We start from the raw sequence: 22575 nt of genomic DNA, 5'->3' as shown, positions 1-22575 counted from the left end.
ATGATTGAGATTATTCTGGCAAAGATTCTTCTCATTGATGACCATCAACTCTTCAATGATGGCATCAGGGTGTTGTTAAGCACTCAGCCTGATTTAGTCGTATGTGGTCAGGTTTTCGAAGAGAAAGACATTCTTTTTGCGGTACAAAAACATACTCCTGAACTGGTTCTGCTTGATCTGAATATTCAGGGACGTAGTGGTCTTGAAATCGGCATGCAACTTATGAGCAGTCAGCCTAACCTAAAGGTTGTTATTCTAACTATGTACAATCAGCCTAAATTATTTGAGGAAGCGCTTAAGGCAGGATTTCATGGATATATGCTCAAAGATTCTACGACAGCTGAACTGCTGGAGGGAATACGTGCAGTAATTGCCGGTCGAAAGTACTATGATCCTCGGTTGGTGAAACAACTTTCTCCCTCTATCAGTCCCTTTAAGGATGATTTTGCCCTGCGTGCGAATCTGACTTTCCGTGAGCTAGAAATGATCCGTCTCGTTCGAGAGGGTCTGACCAGTGAAGAAATCGCCGACAAGTTAAACCTAAGTCTGTTTACGGTGAAAACTCATCGTAGAAACATCTATTACAAGCTCGGCATTGGCAACGTAGCTGAACTCATTGAGTTTGCGAGCCGTAACGGGCTATAATTCTCTTTCTCAGGATACTACTTTATTTTGCAGAGAGAATTGGGAAGTTCTTAACGCATAAAGCTCACCAGTTTACACAGAGGTTATTAAGCGTAGCATTTGACCAGTTGTTCAAAGCCCTTCAACAACTCTTCAGCACCGATGGAAAGTCCCATACACACATCAAAGAACAAATCGAGCAGTGCAATCAGGCATTTGTTCAGAATAACTACGATCTTATGCCACAAAACGTTGAAGTATGATCACACACGATCTTCTGCTTGAACTAGGCTTTGATCAAATGCCCAACCGCCTGCAAGCATACTAATGTAAAGGCGTCACTGGCTGGCTTAACGTAGAAGTGGGTACGTTTCACTTTGATGGCTTTATACCTCTCATTATCACGCAACATGACCTGCGCTTTCTGATGTGGCTCATTGACTATCAGGAGAACGATATGACTTCGACTTTTCCAAGCCACTTGAATTAAACAACTATCGGCTCAAGCCGATAGATTTAGGGTAGGGCTAAAGCCCTCTAAAGTCAGTCGCTAATCTTAAAGTCATCATCTGATGGGGATACATCCTGCTTGTCGATATACTCCTTTACGACTTCATCAGTCACTGTCCCAACACTGGCCGCAAAGTAGCCTCGTGCCCATAAATGCTGACCCCAAAACGCCTTACTTAGCGAATCATATTCGCTCAATAGCTTGCGGGATCTTTTCCCTTTTAGATACTGAACTAGCTTGCTCACCGAGATCGTGGGCGGATAGCTCAGCAACAAATGCACGTGGTCTGAGGAAATGTGACCCTTTACGATCACCACCTCGTTGGCCTTGCAGATCTCCCGAATCAGTTCCCGCAGCCGAATGGATACGTCTCCTTTCAGGATGCGTTTCCGATACTTGGTAATCCAGACCAAGTGAATTTTTAACTCATAGCGACTATGGGAGCCCGTGCGATAATCCATCCCATAAAGCTACTAAAGTTCCCGCCTTAAGGCGTGGGATTTCACCCATCCCAAAATGTGTAAATTAAATAGCTCCTGAATAAAGTCGTGTTTCATTGAGGGGGCGGGTACGTCACTGGTTTTATAAATGGCGGGGGTATTTTTGACCAGGTTTCATCTGACAAGCATATATTGCCAATCTACTGGGTATGTGGGTCGCGTTATTCGCTACAACTGATTGGTGTGCCGTGATTTTAAGTAGATCCAGAACCATCAGAGATACTGCATTCCTAAGTGTCCGTCTGTCCGCGCTCCTTAGGAATACTGGTGGACGGACAACAGTTACCAAGTGGATAGGGGATAATATCAGGTAGTCTTTAGTTCAGTGTGGTCTACTATGGGTTCTGGAATTACCGGGTACAATAGTAGTCTGCACCTGGTTACTATATCCCATTACCCGTGCTGCTAGCTAGGCACCAGATAATCCTCCTTCAGCTACTTGGAAGTTAGTTTGTATAGAATGTGTGAATGGGGAATAATTGTATGTACTCCGGCACAGATGAATCCCAATTCAGCTTATTCAAGGGTGCTGGTTATACCTGTGCTGGAGAACTCTAAGTGCCGCACATTTCGGGTTAGGGAGTACTGGTTATATCCGTAACAGAAGAAACCCATTGCGACTCATTCAGGAGTTATGAACCTCTATCACCTCCTGGTGCCCGTCCACTTGTTCTACTAAGGGTAACGGACAGACGGACAAGAATATCTGAGCATATCAGCTAATAAAAATAAAACCCAGTGGTTAGCTGGGCTGAGATGGGTTGATTAGAAAGTCCTGTTTATTTCTTCTCCAGAAGTTGCTTAACGAGAGCTTTCAGCTCATTGATTTCTTCCTGGAACTGTTGTTTCAAATCCCCGCTGTCCGACTGTTAACTGTGGTAAAAACCATGTTTCAATCATAGCTTTGCTGATGATCCCCATTACTGAGTTTATCGAAAGTTCGCACCTCAAAATTCACATGGTTTTGGGGATTATTGCTAAAGTTTAAACAGCTTCTATATTTGTTTTATACTTATAGTGGCTGTTGCAAAAGTCGAATCGGGTTCAGCTCAGGAAAGTCAAACAGTCCATTGAGTAGCGAAATTACTCTGCATCTGACTCGCTTACCAGACTGAACAGCCACAATGCGGAGTTTTGCAACAGCCGCTATACTTATATTAAGTTACCTTTTGAGCTTTACAAACCAACATATCCCCCAACCTCCCTATGCCAAACTTTACTAAATGTTTATGCTTAGTCGGACTCTGCTTCTGGCTCACTTTAACTGTTCATGCTCAGGTAAGTTTTACCTGTTTAACTGGCGGTACGGGTTTTGTCACTTATAACGGTCCAAATGGGGCTTGTGCGACATTAGCCCCTACTCAGGGCAGAATTTATATGAACTTTGGCTCCAACTGTGCCGCAGCCAACCAGGATATACTTAATCTGCAAAGCGATTGTAGCTGCTGTCCCATATTCAACAACGACTGCATCCGCTATGTCAATAATAGTACAACCGCGACCACTGATCAATTTACCATCCGGGGGATTACGTACACCGCCACAATTGTAACCAATTATCCCCCAACCGATATTAGTCTAAGCGGAACAACGGTGGTCGAAAATCAGGCCATCAACACCACCGTGGGCTCGTTCAGCACAACTGACCAGAGCATAGGCCAACAGAACCAAACGTTCTCTTATGCGCTGGTAAGCGGTACAGGGTCTACTAACAACGCATTGTTCAATATTTCAGGGAACACACTGCGCACTTCGGCCATTTTTGACTACGAATCGAAGAACAGTTATTCAATTCGGGTGCGTACCACCGACAATGGAACACCGGCTTACTCGTATGAAAAAGTGTTCATTGTCAATGTGATTAATGCTCAAATTGAAATAATTGTGCCTAGTGGCGGTACGGGTTTTGTCACTTATAACGGTCCAAATGGGGCTTGTGCGACATTAGCCCCTACTCAGGGCAGAATTTATATGAACTTTGGCTCCAACTGTGCCGCAGCCAACCAGGATATACTTAATCTGCAAAACGATTGTAGCTGCTGTCCCATATTCAACAATGACTGCATCCGCTATACGAACACCAATCTCAATGCGACCACCGATGCCTTTACTATCCGAGGAGTTACCTTCTCGGTCAGTATCAATTATGTCAATACCGCCCCTACTGACATTACTTTGGGTAATACTACGGTTAGTGAAAATGCGGCCATCGACACGCCAATAGGCAGTTTTACTACCACTGATCCAGGCCCCAACGAGACCAATTCTTATTCGCTGGTCAGCGGAATGGGTTCTGAGAACAACGCATTATTCAATATTTCCGGCAATACACTACGTACCTCGGCCATTTTTGACTACGAGACGAAGAACAGCTATTCCATCCGAGTCCGTGCGACGGATTCCGGTGGATTAAGCTATGAGAAAAGCTTTATCATCACTGTAACGAATAGTAATGAATTAACTATAAACAGTTCGCAGGTAGACGTTCTCTGCTTTGGTACTAGTTCGGGCAGTATTACTGCAACCCCCTCTGGAGAGTCCGGACCTTATACCTATAGTTGGGAACCCGGTAACCCTACCGGCGACGGAACGGCTACTGTATCAAACTTAAGTGCAGGTGTTTATTCGCTGACCGTCACTGCGACGCCTTCTGGTTTTACGTCAACTCGTAGCTATACGATTACACAACCGTCGGCCTTGACCCTAGATGGGTCATCGACAGATGTTACCACCTATGGTGGTAACGACGGTTCTGCTTCTGTAACTGTAAGCGGTGGCACAACGCCGTATACCTACAACTGGACACCTGATAACCCCATCGGTGATGGTACGGCTACGATCACGGGGCTGCGTGCGGGTTCCTATACGGTTAGTGTTACCGATTTTAACAATTGTACTGCCAGCCGCAGCTATACAATTAGCCAACCGGCAGTTCCTATTCCTAAAATCACAGATTTCACCTCCAATTCTGCATCAATCTGCCAGGGAAACACTGTTGAGTTGACCGCCACCATTGGGAACGTGACAGGAACGTACAGTTTCACGCTGGCCAGTAGTAGCGGCACGCCAATTATAGGTGCAGCCAGCAGCGCTTTATTGAGTCAGTCGGTGACGGCCAGCGAAGCAGGTACCCAAAGCTTTACCCTTACGGTGAGCCAGAGTGGCCAGTCGACTACGGCTACTACCGGCGTATTGGTAGAACACATACCTATTGCCTCGCTAACAAACAATGGTCCTATCAGTTGTACCCTCTCTTCGGTGACGTTAACGGCATCGGGCGGTACTTCCTATACCTTTGCCAATAGCAATGGCGTAATAGGCACACCCGGTTCATCCAATACCGTCGTAGTGAGCAGTTCGGACACCTATTCAGTGAGTGTCGCCAGCGCCAGTGGCTGTGTGAGTACGACCAGCACCACGGTGAGCAGCCTGACCACGAGCCCTACCCTGAGTATTACTCCAACCAGTGCTACGTTGACCTGCGCCAGTCCGAGTGTAAGTTTGAGCGCTGTAGGAACGGGGACGTATCGGTGGAGCACGGGAGCTACCACCCAAACTATTAGTGCTACGTCGGCAGATACCTACTCCGTTACGTTAACGGGGGCTAATGGCTGCTCCAGCACGGCGAGTAGCCAGGTTAGTCAGGATAATGACCCGCCTACTCTCAGCATTCTCCCTGCCAGTGCGACGCTCACCTGCGCTAGTCCGGTGGTTAGTTTATCGGCGATAGGAGCGGGTTCGATAAGTTGGAGTACTGGAGCGGCTACGTCGACTATTTCAGTGAGCGTGGCAGATACGTACTCCGTGACCTTGACGGGGACTAACGGCTGTACCGCCACCACATCGGCTCAGGTGAGTGAAGACAATTCAGTACCTCAGTTGAGTATTACCCCTGCGAGTACTACGTTGACTTGTAGTAGTCCAGCCGTGAGTTTAAGTGCAATTGGCAGTGGAACGTATCAGTGGAGTACGGGGGCTACCACCCAAACCATCAGTGCTACGTCGGCAGGTCCCTACTCGGTCACCCTGACAGGTAGCAACGGGTGTACGGCAACGGCTTCTGCTCAGGTGAGTGAAGACACTAACGTACCCACCCTGAGCATCACTCCATCCAGCGCTACGTTGACCTGCGCCAATCCGAGTACCACATTAACCGCTAATGGGACAGGTACCTATCTGTGGAGTACAGGCGCTACCAGTCAGACGATCGCTGTGAATACGGCGAATGCGTATTCGGTAACACTCACAAGTGGCAACGGATGTACCGCTACTCAGACGACAACGATCCAATCGGATACGGCTGTACCGACAGCAACGCTCATTGCCAGTGGTACGTTGAGCTGTGCCCAGACCAGTGTTACACTTACTGCTACTGGCGGTGCTACCTATAGCTTCGCTGGACCAGGGGTGGTAAGTCAATCCAGTAATCAAGCCGTGGTGAACGTGGGTGGCTTGTATTCGGTAACGGCCACCAGTGCCAACGGCTGCACGGCTACCCAGACCACCACCGTACAATCCGACACATCAGCACCCTCCATCACCCTGGCTTCTAGTGGTACGTTGAATTGCATCCAGACGAACGTGACCCTGACGGCGACGGCTGGTTTTATCAGCTATGCTTTCAGTGTGAGTGCTGTACAACAGGGCGGTTCGTCAGGCAACACGGCGATTGTTAGTTCATCGGGCCTCTTTTCCGTTACGGTAACGGCCGCTAATGGCTGTAGCACTGTTGCTTCCGTTCAGGTGAGTCAGGATAACGGTGTGCCTGCGTTAAGCATCAATCCTAACTCGGCTACGCTAACCTGCACTGCGACATCAGTGAGTTTGAGTGCGGTAGGCACTGGCACGTATCGCTGGAGTACTGGCGAAACTACCTCGGCCATCTCAGTGAGTACGGCAGCTGCTTATTCAGTTACGTTAACGGGAGCCAATGGTTGTTCGAGCACGGCTAGTGTCAGCGTGAGCGCTGATCAGACTCCGCCTTTGGTAAGTATCAGTCCATCCAGCGCTACGTTGACCTGTACTAGTCCATTGGTGAGTTTATCCGCGTTAGGGAATGGCTCGTATCGTTGGAGTACAGGGGCCACTACGTCGTCTATTTCGGTGAGTACGGCGAACACGTATTCAGTTTCGTTAACGGGGACTAACGGCTGTTCGAGTACGGCCATTGCTAACGTGAGCGTCGACCAGACTCCGCCTTTGGTAAGTATCAGTCCCGTCAGTGCTACGTTGACTTGCACTACACCATCGGTGAGTTTGACAGCAGTGGGTACAGGAACGTATCGCTGGAGTACTGGCACTACTACGTCCACGATCAGCACGACGGCAGCCGGTACGTATTCGGTTACGTTGACGGGAGCCAATGGTTGTTCCAGCACCGCCACGGCCAACGTGACCGCTGATCAAACCCCGCCCTCCATAACGCTCAGCCCATCCTCCGCTACGTTGACCTGTACCAATCCAGTGGCGAGTTTATCAGCGGTAGGGAATGGAACGTATCGTTGGAGTAACGGGGCAACTACGTCGTCTATTTCGGTGAGCACAGCAAATGCTTACTCGGTTACACTGACCGGTGCTAACGGATGCTCCAGTACCGCCACGGCCAGCGTGATTGCCGATCAGACTCCACCTTCGGTCAGCATTAGCCCCACAAGCGCTACGTTAACCTGCACCAGTCCAGTACTGAGTTTGACGGCAATTGGGAACGGTTCAGTACGTTGGAACAACGGGGCAACTACGTCTTCTATTTCAGTGAGCACAGCTAATGCCTACTCGGTTACGTTAACGGGTTCTAATGGTTGTTCCAGTACCGCTACTGTCAGTGTGAGCGTCGATCAGACTCCGCCTTCAGTCAGCATTAGCCCCACAAGCGCTACGTTAACCTGCACCACACCCACTGTCAGCTTGTCGGCCAATGGTACTGGCAGCTATCGCTGGAACACCGGGGCTACCTCTCAAATCATCAGTGTTACCTCAGCGGGTACATACTCCGTTACGTTAACGGGTGCCAATGGCTGCTCGAGTACGGCCACTACTGCTGTGATCTACCAGAACTGTGCGCCTACAGTAGCTAACAGCATCCCGCCCCAATCGGCCGTCTTGGGTAATCCATTTAGCTATACGATTCCGGCCAACACCTTTGCCGATGCCGAAACCCCCAACAGCCTCACCCTGTCAGTGGTAGGGTTGCCCGCTGGACTGAGTTTCGTTTCGCCCAACACCATCACCGGTACGCCTTCTACTACAGTAGGCTCACCCTTTAGTGTGACGGTAACGGCTACAGACCCCGGAGGTTTGTCGGCCAGTACCAGCTTTAGTCTGACGGTGCAGCCCCGCAGCTTTGCCATCACTGGGGTGACCATGCTGGACTGTAATCACATCAGCTACTTCGAACGGCGCATCAACTTCACGGTTAGTTTCGAGGGCACCAATGGCCAACTCATTAGTCTCTCGGTAATCAATGAGGCCAGGACTGTCACCATCCATGAGCCCTATCAGTTAACCGTGTACACCGACAATCCGGTGATTGTCTTCAAGGCTCGTCAGCAGGGTACACCGGGTGAAGCTACCTTTAGTTACAACTGGCTGGCTTTTTGTGCCAACGGCAATCCCAGGGTAGAAAATGCAATCCCTCCTCAGTCAGCGACGGTAGGCCAGGCGTTTAGCTATACGATTCCGGCCAACACCTTCACCGATGCCGAAACGCCTACTAATCTCACCCTGTCGGTGGTGGGTCTACCAGCGGGATTAAGTTTTGTGGCTCTTAATACCATCACCGGTACCGTGTCGGCTTCGGCCAGTGCTTTCTACAGTGTGACGGTGACGGCTACCGATCCAGCTGGTGGGTTCGTATCGACGATTCTACCGCTGAGCGTGGTGAATCCAGGCGGTTGCGGGAGTATGTTTACTCTAAAGGCAGGCGATTGGAATGATGCCAGTGTATGGTCTTGTGGCCGGGTGCCCTTGCTAACTGACGTAGTAACGCTGAATCATGCGGTGAGTCTACCGCCTACCTATCAGGCGCAGGCTTTGCGGGTGATTTATTCGCCAACTGGCCGACTGATATTTGGTGCCAGTAGTCGGTTAAGGTTGGGGGGAAATTAATCGCTGCGCCATTTACTAGAACAGAGCTTTGGAATTGACTATTTGCGTCGTTAATTCTAATGGATCCTTGTGGCTGGCAAAGTCTGTGGTCTTGCTCAAAAAGTAGGCAATAATAGAACGTACGTCACTGGTTTTACGAAGGGGAGGGGTTGTTTTGACAGCGTTCCATCCGTTACGCGCATGTAATAAATAAGCAGGGTATGGTTCGCGTTATTCGCTACGTCTGATTGGTGTTTCGGTATCATGGTATTTCCAGAACCATCAGAAACGCTAAGCTAATGGTGCCCACCGTCCATTACCACTTAGTAAATCTGGTGGACGGACAATGGGTAGCAACAATTGAGTTCGATTCAGTATGGGCCTTTATGGATTATGGAAAAGTAGATTGCTGGGTACGCTACAGTTATATGAGCTACAAATAGGTGAATCGGTCACCATATCATACACACTCTAGGCCACTTAGGGGCCAATATTTAGTAATTATATTTTCTCCAGCATAGCAGAAAGCCAACACAGCTTACTCCAGGGTTATTGATAGCTTGTTACACCGGTGCAGGAGAACCCCTGGTTCCATTGTTATATCTGTGACGGAAGCAACCCAATACTGCTTACTCAGGAAATGGACTAGTTTCATCTGTGGCGATGGCAAACCTAGCATCAACAATTTAGCCGACTGTAGAAGCTGACTATTTCCGTGACGGAAGCAACTCAGCATCGCTGATCAAAGCATCAGTAGAAGCGGGTTGTTTCTATAACGGAAGAACTTTCAGCTTACTCAGATAATGGGCTATTTTTACCTGTGACGGAGATAACCATTTGGTACATTTCCAGGAAACCTTTAGCTGGCTTTCTTCATGACCGAGAAATCCATAACCTCTCTCAATACCTATCATCCCTGCTGTCCGTTCACCAATTATACTTAGGGAAATGGACGTATGGACAAGCTCGCAAAAAGAAGACCCAGTGGTTAGCTGGGCCGTAATGGGATGGTCAAAAAGTAGTTTATTTCTTCTCCAGAAGCTGCTTCATAAGTCGTTCCAATCCGTCAATACGATCCTTGTCTGTTAATTCTAGATAAAGGTATACTTCCTGCTAGTAGGGTTGGAAGGCGTGACACTAGACTTGAAGGTGGCGTAAGAGCTGTCTCACCTCACGGATGCGACGACGGGGAACCACCACCATCTGTGGACTACCACAGCCTGCCAGCTCTACCACCAACTGTTTGGACCCGGGCCGGTGCCAGCTTACAATCAGACCAGGATCAACAGCCAACTGCTGGCTCAACCGCACCAGATACGGATAGCGTTGGCAGACTTTGCCCAGGGTGATGGCCGACAGGGAGTAACTACCATTGTGAACATACACATGGGTATAGTTCCCTTCGGCCAGCAGCCAGCTTACCTGGGGCTGACTATCGGGGCGGTGGGCTTTTAAGTGAGGAGTTGACTTCATCAGCAAAGTAGAGCTACTGGAACGTAACTATTGGTGTTAAGGCTTACTGAGACAGTATGGGTTGGCCATGTACTGTAGTCGCACGACAACTAGGTTTGATTTGTATGCTACAGTACACGTATTGCAGAGGTTAATTAGCTCCCAGCCTTAACCGACTGCTAGCTCCAAACAAAAGTCGACCGGTGGCACCGTAGATCACCCGCAAAGCCTGCGCCTGATAGGTAGGCGGTAGACTCACCGCATGATTCAGCGTTACTACGTCAGTTAGCAAGGGCACCCGGCCACAAGACCATACACTGGCATCATTCCAATCGCCTGCCTTTAGAGTAAACATACTCCCGCAACCGCCTGGATTCACTACACTCAAGGGCAGAAAGGTCGATACCGTCCCACTGAACGGATCAGTGGCCACCACCGTCACACTGGAGAAGGCACTGGCCGAAGCCGAAGCTATGCCCGTGATCGTATTAGGAGCCACAAAACTTAATCCCGCTGGTAGACCCACCACCGAAAGTGTAAGACTATTCGGTGTCTCGGCATCGGTGAAGGTGTTGGCCGGAATCGTATAGCTAAACGCCTGGCCTACCGTCGCTGACTGAGGAGGGATTGCATTTTCTACCCTGGGATTGCCGTTGGCACAAAAAGCCAGCCAGTTGTAACTAAAGGTAGCTTCACCCGGTGTACCCTGCTGACTAGCTTTGAACACAATCACCGGATTGTCGGTGTACACGGTTAACTGATAGGGCTCATGGATGGTGACAGTCCTGGCCTCATTGACCACCGAGAGGCTGATAGGCTGACCGTTGGTGGCTTCAAAACTGACCGTGAAGTTGATGCGCCGTTCGAAGTAGCTGATGTGATTACAGTCCAGCATGGTCACTCCAGTGATGGCAAAGCTGCGGGGCTGCACCGTCAGACTAAAGCTGGTACTGGCCGACAAACCTCCGGGGTCTGTAGCCGTTACCGTCACACTAAAGGGTGAGCCTACTGTAGTAGAAGGCGTACCCGTAATGGTGTTGGGCGGAACGAAACTCAGCCCAGCAGGCAGCCCCATCAACGACAGCGTGAGACTATGAGGGGTTTCGGCATCGGTGAACGTAGTGGCCGGGATGGTGTAGCTAAAGGCGTCAGCCAACGTAGCGGACTGGGGCGGAATGGCGTTAGTCAGCGTAGGCGCACAGTTCTGATACGTAACGCTGGCACTGACAGTAGACGAACAACCATTGGTAGCAGTCAACGTCACCGAATATATACCTGCCGACGTAGCACTGACGATCGACGTAGTATCGCCTGTATTCCACTGATACGTTCCACTCCCAACCGCTGCCAAGCTTACCGAGGACGTAGTGCAGTTTAACGTAGCACTATTAGGATTGATACTCACTAATGGGGGCGTCGTATTCTGTTGCACGGCAAGGGTGGTACTACTGGTACAGCCACTTGACGTAGTGACCGTGACCGAGTAAGTACCTGCAACATTGACCACGGCCGTGCCGGACGTAGCATTCTGGCTGACAACACCCAGCATGGATTCGCCAGGCCCACTGAATACATAGGATGAGCCGCCACTAGCTGTTAGGGTCACACTAGTCTGGGGACAGGTGAGCGTGGTAGAAGGATTCGCCGTAAGTGTGACAACAGGAGCCGCATTGACGGTTAAGTCCACTGTAGACGTACTGACTGGACCATCTGATCCAGCTACCAAGATCGTAAAAGTTTGTACGCCAGAGAGGGTGAGCGTTGCAGAAACAACGGATGAGTGGGTAGCCGAGAGCGTGGTTCCCACCGGGGCTACCCAGGTGTAAGAGTAGGGAGCGGTACCGCCTGATGTTACTACTGACAAAGCTACAGGGGCACCCAGGCAGGCTGAATTAGGCGATAGGGTTACTTGGAGTTGGCTTAACTTATATACAAAAGCGTCGACAATTCCTGCCACGTTTAGGTTAGCTATGCCTGGTCCTGTATCAAAATCCGCCGGCCCACGGAAAGAACCGGTAGTATAAACATTACCTGAATTATCTACGGCTACTGAGTTGCCTCCATCCGAAGTAGTGCTGCCTATGGCTTGCGCCCACACGAAGGCACCTGATGCGTCGATCTTACTCACAAAGCTGTCATACACTCCAACTGAGCTTAAGTTGTATACGCCTGGTCCAGGGTCAAAATCCGCCGTACCCAAAAAGCTACCAGTCGTATAAACATCCCCTAACCCGTCCACTGCGATCGAGAAACCGTACGCTTCAACTGTACTATTGATGGCTTTGGCCCAGACATAGGCACCAGATGCATCAAGTTTACTCACATATAAACTGCTAAGACCCGCCGTCGTTAAGTTAGCCACCCCCGATCCAGGATCAAAATCCGCCGTATCACTGAAAGAACCGGTCGAATAGATGTTACCTAATCCATCGACAATTATGGAGTAGCCAGTCTCGCTTCCACCGGTACCCAGTTGTTGAACCCAAACAAAAGTTCCTGATGCGTCAAGCTTGCTGACAAAGCTGTCATAGGTCCCCTGAACCGATATCAAGTTGAATACCCCTGGTCCGGGGTCAAAATCGGCGGTACCGTTAAAATAGCCAGTTGTGAAGACATTTCCTGCTCCGTCGACTGTCACGGAATGGCCAACATCGTCACTCTCCCCTCCCATTCTTTTGGCCCAGACAAAGTTACCCGATGCATCAAGTTTGCTGACAAATATGTCGGTAATACCGGCTGAAATTAGGTTGAAAGTTCCTGAGTTAGGATCAAAATCCGCTGTCCCACTGAAAGAACCGGTAGAAATGACATTACCCTGCCCATCGATTGCTACCACACTACCAAAATCATTACTGCTACCGCCCATTCTTTTAGACCATACCCAATTCCCTAATAGGTCAAGTTTGCTGACAAATAAGTCACTACCGCCTGCCGAGATTAAATTGCTCACTCCCGGTCCAGGATCAAAGTCGGCGGTACCGTTAAAATAGCCAGTAATATAGAGATTACCTCCTCCATCGACCTTAATCGATCTTCCTTGATCATCCGAGCTGCCGCCAAGTTGTTTAACCCATATCAAGTTGCCACTGGAGCTTAGCTTACAGACAAAGATGTCATTACTACCCGCTGAGGTAAGGTTGAATACCCCCGGCCCGGGATCAAAATCCGCTATACCCGTAAAATAGCCAGTCGTATAAACGTTACCCTGCTTATCAACCGCCACCGAGTGACCTTCATCATAACTGGTACCACCCAGACCTTTTGCCCATTCGAAGTTCTGTGCCTGAGTGTCTGGGGACAGTCCACCACCCATTAAAAACCAGACTAAAAAGAGCAACTGGCGGAATGACCATGCCACCGTTAATGTGTGCCTAACTGCGAGAAAGGAGGAGAGGATCCGCAGAGAGTTGAGCTGTTTCATAAAACATTAATGATAAGATCTTACAAACAAGAATGCGTTGGAAGACTTGGTTTTAGCCGAAAAACAAGTCTTCATCCCGCGCAATACAGTAGCTGCTCAGGCTGTGGTTGACAACCAAGTGCTACGAACACAAAGATTTGTTCTCGAATCAGGAAGGGCTATAAAATTCCTCCCAAAGTCTATAAGAATTCTCCCAAAAGGGGATTTGCTGAGTAAAAAAGGAGAAAAACCAGGGATTGGATACCCGTTTGGCTGCTCATACCTATCCAGTCTGGCTGTTGTCTATCGCGCGTGGTTCTGATATTAGAGAGCAAATCAAAGCGCAGACTGAGCAATGCATTCCGGCATTAGTGCAGAATAGCTACGAATTTATGCACCAGTTAATCCACAAGTTATCAGTGATTCAGTAAGCGTTATTCCTACCAATAGAAATCAGGTTGCTATTACGTTCAGGGTACAACATAAAAGCCCTACCAGTTACGGTAGGGCTTCTTTCATAATAGCTGATCCTGGTTATTTGTTCTCCAACACCTGTTTTAATAACTTTTCTAACTGGTTAATGCGCTTTTGTTGTTGAATACTATCCAGGGTCAACTCCTCAATTTTCTCCAGCAGTTTAGCGTCCATCTTGGCCGGGATAATACCGTCTTTTACTACCTGTTCAGCTACGGCATAGGCGACGCTTACCAGCCCGCGTGAAGCAACCTTTACAGGCCCCAGAAACGATCAACTACTGTTGGAACGGTCCGCCGTAGCGGCATGGATTTTGTGGCTGATATTCTGACCCGTAAGCGAAAGATTCGAGTGCTAACCATTATTGACGACTGTAGTCGAGAAGTGGTAGCCGCTGATGCTGATTTTTCGTTGCCAGCTCAGAAAGTAGTCGATGTTTTGAGCGATATTGCTCTGCAGCGTCCTCTACCCAAGTAGATTCGAGTGGATAACGGCCCTGAATGTATAGCGGATACATTTCGGCAGTGGTGCACAGCGAACAACCTTATCTCTTGAACAAGTTCGGATTCTATCAGACGAGTGGATGGACCAATACAACCATTTTCATCCCCATCAGTCACTGGGCGGCTTGGCACCAGCAACCGATGCCAGGCAAAGGGAAGTTAAGAAAGTCTAAATGCTTGCTGTCCTAATTTGGGTAAGGCTACAATTTCAGGGAAGCTTATACTAGCTCTGAAAAAGCTCGGTACAATTTATGCACCAGTTTAAATGGCCCACACGATCATATCCATAAGTCAAAGTAAAATTGAGAATGTAGATAATCTTTTTATCAAGACATTCTTTCGTAACTAGCTGATTCTGTAACCATTCATTAAAAATGGATGCCAGTACACCTACAATCTATTCAACGCATAAAAAGCGTAGACAAAAGAATTGGCTGCTTTTAACCGTAATCCTGGTCTTACAGGGGGCGCTTTTGTATGCCCAGGGCTACCGATTATCGCAACCCGAACAATTAACAAGTAAAGACGGTCTGCCGCAGGGGTATATAGCTGCCATTTTGCAGGACCGTCAGGGGTTTATCTGGATGGGGACTCGTGATGGATTATGCCGGTACGATGGACAGCGCTTTAAAATCTTTCAGCCCTCAGCCGATGGAAGGCCTTCCCTGATATTTTCGGCGGTAAATAGCCTATTCTTAGATCATCGGGGATTTATATGGGTCGTTTCAGTAAGGGGAGACATTGATCGATTCGATCCTGTCAGTGAAACATTTATCAATGTTTGGCCTAAAAAGAAATTCCATCATCCTGAGCAAATGGGTACCATTGCCCGATTATGCGTCGACCATCAGGATCGGTTATGGATATCATTTTTTAATAATTCAGGCCTGGTCTGCTATGACATCCGAACCGATCGGATTCGTCGTTTCTTTTGGAAGGGTGAACCTCGGCAATTATATAACCACAATTCGATTCAGGACATTGTTGAAGATCATAACGGAACTATTTGGGCAGGTACTGGCGTCGGTTTAGATCGCTTCTCTGAGCGAACAGGGCAATTCAAGTCATATCCATTTCCGCCAGCAAAACACGATACAAACGAGCCAAATAAAAGAGTTCAACGACTATTTGTATTGTCAGACAGTCAATTAGTTATCGGCTCCCTGCTCAATTTTGTTACCTTTTTAAATCCTCAAAAAAACAAAGTTCGGCTGCTTCAATTGCCCCAATTTGTGAACGAATACCACAATATGTCATTTGTGGAGGATAGTCGGGGTAATCTGTATTTGGCTCACGATAGTGAGTTGTATCGATTCACACCGCAAGGTAATCTGCAAACAATAGCGCGTTTTACGGGCGAATGGCGGCCAATCAGCCTCTTTATTGATCGGTCTGATGTACTCTGGCTGGGAACAAACGGTTATGGCATTCGAAAATACGATCTCCGTGCCTATCCATTCGAAACGGCTGTTTATCAGCATCCGTTTCCGGCTGATGTGTTCATGCGTTGGCTGAATATTCCGCGGAACGAAACGCCCCGGATCTTTTTTCACTCGTTCGCTTATAATTTCCGGTATACAGTAGATAAGCAGGGGAAACTCTGGGTTAATAATACTGAACCGGTTTTTTATCAATACGATCTAAATACCCGAAAGAAAACGCAGATTGTTCGGCTGTTACCCAAAAAAACGCCTGATAATCATCGGTTTTTGCTTCCATTAGCTACTGATCCTAAAGGAATAATCTGGACGCTGGATAATGGACAGCCGTATTATATCGATACTGTGAGTCGGCAGTGGAAAGAATTCACATTTGCATTCAAATTGCCATCCAATGTGATTGGTTTACAGATTGTTGTGGACGATCAGGCTATTTGGTTGGCTACTGACTTAGAAGGTTTTCTTCGCCTTGACCGGACAAGTGGTCAGATTCAATCTTTCAGGCATAAGCCTACCAATCCTAAATCCATAAGCAGTAATTCATTGTATTGGTTATCAGGAGATTCGATGAATCCGAATCGGCTCTGGATCGGTACATTCGGGAACGGCTTATGTATGTTCGATAAACGAACGTATCAGTCAAAGCGGATCACCATCGATAATGGATTACCCAATAACGTAGTATACTCTGCTACGTCTGACAAGCTTGGTTATCTATGGCTGAGCACCAACAAAGGAATTAGCCGACTGGATACGCGAACATTTAAAGTGTTGAATTTTTCGACCGATGATGGGCTGCTGGCTAATGAATTTAATCGGTTTCATGTGGTTCATTTGCCGGATGATCGAATCATTTTGGGCGGGGTAGAAGGTATAACGGCCTTTTATCCTGATCAAATCAAAACCGATAAGTTTGCTCCTAAAGTGTTCATAACCAATATCAAAGTCAATAATCAGCCGCTACGTACTTCGCAAAATACACGTGATACGTCATCACAGAGTTCGGCGGTTCAGGGTTTAACCGAACTGCGTTTGCCGCATGATCAGAATTTTCTGGCGGTAGATTTTGCGGTCATGCAATTCAACAAACCCGGAAAAAACCGTTATCGACACTGGCTCGACGGACTTGAAAAAAAATGGATTGAGACGGAACGTCCCGATGCATTCTACACCAACCTGAGTCCCGGAAGTTATACCCTCAAATTGAATGCTTCGAATACATCAGGAAGCTGGAGTCCGTATATTCGTATGTTACGTATCATCATACGCCCACCATTTTGGGCAACATGGTGGGCGTATGGAATGTATACACTAACGCTGTTGGGCATTGGGTATGGTCTGTTACGTTCCTATACGAACCGATTGAAGTTACGGCAAACCATGGCAATGCAGGAGCAGGAAGCCACCCAGCTTCGGAAAGTGGATGAGATGAAAACCCGCTTCTTCTCCAACATTACGCACGAATTTCGGACACCACTCACCTTAATTATGGCGCCAGCTGAACAGATGATGCGCCAGATTCGTGATGAAGGTGATAATCGGCGACTTTCTGCAATTCATCGAAACGCCAATCAATTGCTGCAGCTTATCAATCAACTCCTCGATCTTACCAAAATGGAATCGGGGGCAATGTCTGCCAATGAATCGCTGGGAAATATCAGTACGTTTGTGGATGAGATCGTGCAGTCGTTTTGCGGGCAGGCTGAGTCGAAATCAATTGAACTAACGTATCGCTCTACTACGTCTGGTCAATATTGGTTTGATAGTAGTAAGCTGGAACGAATTGTGTATAATCTCGTATCGAATGCACTCAAATTTACTCCCGATGGCGGTCGTGTAGACGTATTACTTAACTCCCCGACGGACAATTCCATTCAATTGGCGGTGAGCGATACGGGTATGGGCATCCCCGCTGATAAGCTCCCTCATATTTTTGACCGATTTTATCAGGTAGACGATTCCAGTACACGGCAGCAGGAAGGTACAGGTATTGGTCTGGCACTGGTTAAAGAACTGGTCGATTTTCAGCAGGGGAAATTGCAGGTTACCAGTGAAACAGATGAATCTTCAGGACGTAGCGGCACTACGTTTCGGATTGACCTGCCTTATCGATCAGTTGCAAAAGAAACTGATGCTACGTCTCCAATATCCGTCAGTTCGTTACACGATGAACGTACTGCTACAACTGAAATCGATGATGATGAAATACCCACTTTATTATTGGTAGAAGATAACACTGAACTGGCTGAATTTATTATCGACAGCTTGCCATCGATGTACCGTGTCCACAGAGCGTCGAATGGGAAAGCAGGCTATGAGCAGGCCCTTCAACTCATTCCAGACTTAATCATCAGCGACGTACTGATGCCCGAAATGGATGGCTACACGCTTTGTAAGCTGGTTAAAGATGACCAACGTACCAGTCATGTTCCTGTTCTCTTGTTAACGGCAAAATCTGCCATAGAAAGTCGGATGACAGGGCTGGAGTTAGGCGCGGACGATTACATGAACAAACCGTTTCACGTACCGGAATTGCAGCAACGGGTGCATAATATGCTGGAGAACCGGCGGAAGTTGCGTGATCGGCTGAAGGCTAATTTGACGAAACTTCATCAGCCTGAAGACGTTTCAGAGTCCGGTCTGAACGATACGTTCCTGGATAAACTTTATGCTCTGATCGATAAAAAATTAGATGACACCTCGTTTGGTGTTGAGGAAATACTACCTGAGATTGGCATGAGTCGCATGAGTTTGCACCGTAAATTGAAAGCCTTAACAGGTTTGCCGATCAGTGATGTTATTCGTAATTATCGGCTAAAGAAAGCAGCACAGTTATTACGCCAGGGGTATAACAACTCGCAGACTGCCTATATGGTGGGTTTTGATAGCTCTGCCTATTTCACTAAGTGTTTTCATGAACTGTACGGCTTAACTCCCCGCGCATACGCCAACCAGGAGCCCTGGAATTAGCTGATTTTAGCTGTTTATCTGTAGTTTGATACGAGCGTTATATAATCTGATACGTAGCTTATATACTCTCTTAAAGGGTTTACAGAAGTTTGTGATCGGTTACTTATTGTTATCAAAACAAACTTCTGAATTATGAAAACGAACCTTTATCAGCTAGGAATTAACAAGATTGACGCCTTTTATTGGAGTTTCTCGCCAATATGGTTACTCTTTGGCAAGCCAGTAAAGCAAATCGGTATAGGGCAACCTAATGCACTTTCCACAGGTGGGTTACTCAGTATTCTACACTTTCGCTTTTTCACAGCTTTAGTAAGTCTTCTATTAATTCATAGTACACTTTTCGCAACAAATGAACCTGATCACAAAACAGTTTACAATCCGTTCGCATTAAGTATCGGGGTTCAGTTTCAATTGCTTAACGAAACGGACGAGATCGTTACAGTGAGTATTGGCTCCTCCGATGACTGTTTTGCGGAAAGAAATGGTGCTAAAAAACCGTCTGTGACTTTTACGCTATCTCCCATGCAGCCAAGTCCGGTTTTTCATTACGAAGTCAACAATCTTAAATGTAAGGATGCCGGGTTCCAGGTTAATGTTAGTAGCTTAAATGGCTCATTCAACAAAATTTTCAAATTCAAAGCAGTTATCTCACCTTCTGTTGGGCTGCTTAATCTTTTTTTTGAACCAAGATCACATATCGAATTAGAGAGTTCCAGTGGGGTTGGCAATTTGTCCAAATCCAGGGTTTTAAATGAATTTGGTAGTCAGTCTGACTGGGGAAAAGGCGTTTTTCATTTATTGAAAGATGAACCGTGGGCTGACTGGATGAACAATTCCGGATTGATTAATTCCGATAAGACATTATCGCAAATCGTTGTTCCGGGTTCGCATGATGCAGGCATGTATAAAATCGGTACCTCTTATGGAGGGGTTTCTGCAAACACACAGACCCAGAGCCTGGATATTGTTGGGCAACTCAATGCAGGTGTACGTTATTTTGACTGCCGCGTTTTAGCAAAAGATTTTGCTCAGAATCCAATAGACTTCCCGTTTGCTCATTTAAATGGTAGCAAATACTGCTTTCCTAACCTTACAGTTAATGACAAAAACGAGGCACTCAAAGCCATTGAAGACTTAACTGCGTTTTTAGCAAACGTAGCAACAGATTTAGGTACTAGTAATGTTCTAAAACTTATCTCGGATAAAGATGCCTACAAATCAGCAATTAATAAATATAATTTAGAGGTTGGCGCTACATCCGATAATTTGCCCGACGTGCTGACTGGTATCAATAATTTTCTGAGCAACCACAAGGAGTTAGTCATTTTGAACTTTGGCAGCTTATGCACGGATGACGGACAATTTGATCGTCTGAGGTCAGTAATCAGGCAACGTATTGATGCTTCCAAATTCGTTTCACTGCCAAATCTTTTTACGGGTAATGTTACGCTGAAGGACATTTTCGCAGGAAGTAATACGGGTAAATTAATTATTCGGTTTGAGACCCAAACCTGGTATGATGTGAATAATCCATCAGCAGCGGCTGCCAACCAGGGATTTTACTCGCAGAATAATATATCCAAGTTTGACAGTTATTCCAATAAGAACGATTTATCTACCATGGCTGCTGATCAGCTTGGTAAATTAGCTAATCTAGGCAACTATTCGCAGAATTTATTTCTATTATCCTGGACGTTAACTCAACAAGGCGGGGGGGATGCTGTAGGATCAGCGTTAGGGCTGGCCAGAAGTATAAGAGCCATGGCAACTCAGGCAAATAATGCACTGAGCAGTCAGGTCGCAGCGAATTTAGACGTAATGACCAGGGCACTTCCTTATAAAGATCAAAATGGAAATGAATTTATAGTCAATAAACCAAATATACTACACATTGATGATAGCTGGGAATTTGTTACCAGTATCTGTCTATACCTAAATAAACAGCGAGTTTCAGGCTTGCGTGAGCCGGCCCCCGCAACTCCGCTCACGTTGGTGGAGCCTTTATACAACTGTCAAACTGGCGAAATTACCTTTCAATATCATGGTGGAAACGGCACCCCGGTTACGTATTCGGTACCCGGTGTATTACGTTCCTCACCTACGAGCACTACCGGTATTGTAGAGGCTGAACTCCGGGCCGATCCTAAGCCTATTACTATTCGGGCAACGCAGGGAAAATCAACGGTAAGCTATGTTTTTGATTTCAGACACCATTGTATTGATGCACTGCCAGTTGATGGCAAGTTAACTCTGCTACAGCCCCTTTACGATTGTCAGACAGGCTTTATTAGTCTTCAGAGCGCGGGCGGAGACGGCACTCCCATTACGTATTCAATACCCGGCGTGCTACGTTCCTCACCCGCCAGCACTACTGGTATTGTGGAAGCTGATTTAAGAAATGATCCTAAACCGATTACAATTCAGGCAACACAAAGTGGTAAAACAGTTGATTATGTATTTTCATTTGGTGAACACTGCAATACTAGTTTGACAACAAATGCCAGAATAGGTCTGGAAACCCTATCTGAACAAAACTTATCGATCAGGGTATTTGGGAATCCGAATACGGCTGAATCGATTGAGATAGAAGTTCGTGGCGTCGATGGCAAATCGTTTAATTTACAAGTACTTGATAATCAGGGTAGAGTTTTTGACAGTCAACTAATAAAGTCTGACGCAATTAATGAACGGCAGATAATCCAATTAGGCAAATCTCCCGGATTATATCTACTACAGGTAACTACGAATAAGCAAAGTAAGACGGTTAAGCTGATTAAGCAATAAGTACAACTAGTTGATACCCTGCAACTAAGCTGTCCAATCGACAGGCATAGTTGCAGGGTATACAGTACCGAAATAAGGGGTATTTCTTTTTAAGCGCTTAACCAACAGAACACTATGAAGACATTTTATACTTGACTGCCCTGGCGCTTCACCGACTACGTATCAACGATGTGTGCCAGTGGAGCGATAAGGTGTTTTCTGCTACGTATTTATTACGTCCGCATCGATTCAAATTTGTCTTGCCCGTCGAATTCGTAGGTAATCAGGATTGGATCTGATTGGATGGAATGACCGGAGGTACATTGGCTTGATTCTTGTAAGTTTCTTAAATACAAGAAGATAGCATAGTTTATGAAAACATGGCTTTACGGGTTCATTCTGATCATCGTTACGGTAGGTGGTTGCAAGAAAAGTGGTGAGCCCAATCCCGATTTAGCAGCAACGATTGATGGCCTTTACAACGTAACGAGTATAAAACAAGGTACCACTGTAACGACATTTCCGTCGAACGGGCAATCGTCTGCTACCATTGCTTTCATTCGTCAGTCTACCAATTCCTCCAGTATGCAGTTTGTTACTAAACAGGGAACGGCAACAACGGCCAGTCAGGCGGGAACGGCTTATTTGTACGGTACGGTCGATAACGTGGACATATTTAGCGAAGCCGCCCGAGTCACAAAAATTGGTTCAGCCACGAAAGCGTCTATTACGTTAACGGTTTCAAGCAGCGGTGTAGTAACAATAATCGAAGGCAGTCGATAAGCAAAAATTTGAACACGCTCATACATCCCGATACATTGGTCAAGTGTAACGTAGATAGGTTCAACGTCCTGAA

Annotated in this window: 12 protein-coding genes; 8 read left to right on the top strand and 4 right to left on the bottom strand. The window is 47.0% G+C overall.

The annotated features are described in order from the left end of the window. Positions 1 to 645, top strand: a complete 645-nt coding sequence (locus IC229_RS13425) for a response regulator (protein ID WP_190887492.1) — start codon at positions 1 to 3, stop codon at positions 643 to 645. Between the two features lie 86 nt (positions 646 to 731). On the opposite strand, the gene IC229_RS13420 is transcribed toward IC229_RS13425, so the two are convergent. Together IC229_RS13420 and tnpA are read right to left on the bottom strand one after the other, a co-directional pair. Beyond that, complete coding sequence (locus tag IC229_RS13420; RefSeq protein ID WP_190887491.1) at positions 732 to 872, bottom strand: hypothetical protein; 141 nt, start codon at positions 870 to 872, stop codon at positions 732 to 734. A gap of 295 nt (positions 873 to 1167) precedes the next feature. Continuing rightward, entirely contained in the window at positions 1168 to 1596 is a 429-nt protein-coding gene (gene tnpA / locus IC229_RS13415) for an IS200/IS605 family transposase (protein WP_190887490.1), read from the bottom strand. A 1416-nt stretch (positions 1597 to 3012) separates the two neighbouring features. Here tnpA and IC229_RS13410 point away from each other — a divergent pair. Continuing rightward, positions 3013 to 8739: a putative Ig domain-containing protein gene (locus IC229_RS13410; protein WP_190887489.1), complete on the top strand. Its 5727-nt coding sequence runs from the start codon at positions 3013 to 3015 to the stop codon at positions 8737 to 8739. Between the two features lie 1116 nt (positions 8740 to 9855). On the opposite strand, the gene IC229_RS13405 is transcribed toward IC229_RS13410, so the two are convergent. Further along, the gene (locus tag IC229_RS13405; protein ID WP_190887304.1) at positions 9856 to 10191 is read right to left on the bottom strand and encodes a LytTR family transcriptional regulator DNA-binding domain-containing protein; all 336 of its coding nucleotides are present in this window, start codon (positions 10189 to 10191) and stop codon (positions 9856 to 9858) included. A 130-nt stretch (positions 10192 to 10321) separates the two neighbouring features. Beyond that, positions 10322 to 13528: an SBBP repeat-containing protein gene (locus tag IC229_RS13400; RefSeq protein WP_190887488.1), complete on the bottom strand. Its 3207-nt coding sequence runs from the start codon at positions 13526 to 13528 to the stop codon at positions 10322 to 10324. An 822-nt stretch (positions 13529 to 14350) separates the two neighbouring features. On the opposite strand from IC229_RS13400, the gene IC229_RS13395 reads away from it, so the two are divergent. From IC229_RS13395 to IC229_RS13370, 6 genes are all read left to right on the top strand, one after another. Next, the gene (locus IC229_RS13395; RefSeq protein WP_190887487.1) at positions 14351 to 14521 is read left to right on the top strand and encodes a hypothetical protein; all 171 of its coding nucleotides are present in this window, start codon (positions 14351 to 14353) and stop codon (positions 14519 to 14521) included. Between the two features lie 34 nt (positions 14522 to 14555). After that, entirely contained in the window at positions 14556 to 14720 is a 165-nt protein-coding gene (locus IC229_RS36075) for an integrase core domain-containing protein (RefSeq protein ID WP_190887529.1), read from the top strand. A 201-nt stretch (positions 14721 to 14921) separates the two neighbouring features. After that, complete coding sequence (locus tag IC229_RS13385; protein ID WP_190887486.1) at positions 14922 to 18956, top strand: hybrid sensor histidine kinase/response regulator transcription factor; 4035 nt, start codon at positions 14922 to 14924, stop codon at positions 18954 to 18956. A gap of 132 nt (positions 18957 to 19088) precedes the next feature. Next, on the top strand, positions 19089 to 21740 hold the full coding sequence (locus IC229_RS13380) for a T9SS type A sorting domain-containing protein (protein WP_190887485.1): 2652 nt from the start codon (positions 19089 to 19091) through the stop codon (positions 21738 to 21740). 131 nt (positions 21741 to 21871) lie between these two features. After that, complete coding sequence (locus IC229_RS13375) at positions 21872 to 22018, top strand: hypothetical protein (protein ID WP_190887484.1); 147 nt, start codon at positions 21872 to 21874, stop codon at positions 22016 to 22018. A gap of 73 nt (positions 22019 to 22091) precedes the next feature. Next, a complete protein-coding gene (locus tag IC229_RS13370) occupies positions 22092 to 22502 on the top strand; it encodes a hypothetical protein (RefSeq protein ID WP_190887483.1) in 411 nt (136 codons plus the stop codon). Positions 22503 to 22575: the final 73 nt, after the last annotated feature.

It is taken from the genome of Spirosoma profusum (genome assembly GCF_014699005.1).
Classification (GTDB): Bacteria; Bacteroidota; Bacteroidia; order Cytophagales; family Spirosomataceae; genus Spirosoma; species Spirosoma profusum.
This window is presented reverse-complemented; position numbering and strand designations above follow the sequence as displayed.